Raw genomic sequence first — 656 nt, 5'->3', positions numbered from 1 at the left:
ATCTGACGACGTGTTACACGGGGCGGGGGCGGGGCGGGGGCGGGGCGTTCACCAGCGGGAGGTGTTCACCTGGAAGTCCGGCTGGATCGAGCGCATGTAGACGGTGTCCTCGCGCCGGCGGACGCCGCAGGAGAGGTAGAGCTCGTGGAGCTCGCCGAGGCGGTCGCGGTCGAGGTCGACGCCGAGCCCGGGGCCGGTGGGGACGGCGACCGAGCCGCCCGAGAAGGCCAGGGCGTCACCGGCGACGACGTCCTGGGTCTTCCACGGGTAGTGGGTGTCGCAGGCGTAGGTCAGGTTCGGCGTCGCCGCGGCGAGGTGGACCATCGCGGCGAGCGAGACGCCCAGGTGGGAGTTGCTGTGCATCGACAGGCCCAGGCCCCAGACCTCGGTGATGCCGCCGAGGAGCGCCGACTTCTTGAGCCCGCCCCAGAGGTGGTGGTCGGACAGCACGACCTGGACGGCGTCCTGCGCGATCGCGGGCGGGAGGTGCTCCATCGCGATGACGCACATGTTGGTCGCGAGCGGGACGTCCGTGCCGGCCGAGACCTGGGCCATCCCGGCGATGCCGGGCGTCGGGTCCTCGAGGTACTCCACGACGCCGGCGAGCCGGGCGGCCACCCGCAGGGACGTCTCAGGAGTCCACGCACCGTTGGGGT

General features: G+C 72.4%; 1 protein-coding gene. It reads right to left on the bottom strand.

What is annotated here, in order from left to right; genetic code table 11:
• Positions 1–48 precede the first annotated feature (48 nt).
• A partial coding sequence (locus FB586_RS18555; RefSeq protein ID WP_281276707.1) for an enolase C-terminal domain-like protein occupies positions 49–656 on the bottom strand: 608 nt, incomplete at its 5' end.

It is taken from the genome of Cellulomonas telluris (assembly GCF_004886325.1).
Lineage (GTDB): Bacteria > Actinomycetota > Actinomycetes > Actinomycetales > Cellulomonadaceae > Cellulomonas > Cellulomonas telluris.
This window is presented reverse-complemented; position numbering and strand designations above follow the sequence as displayed.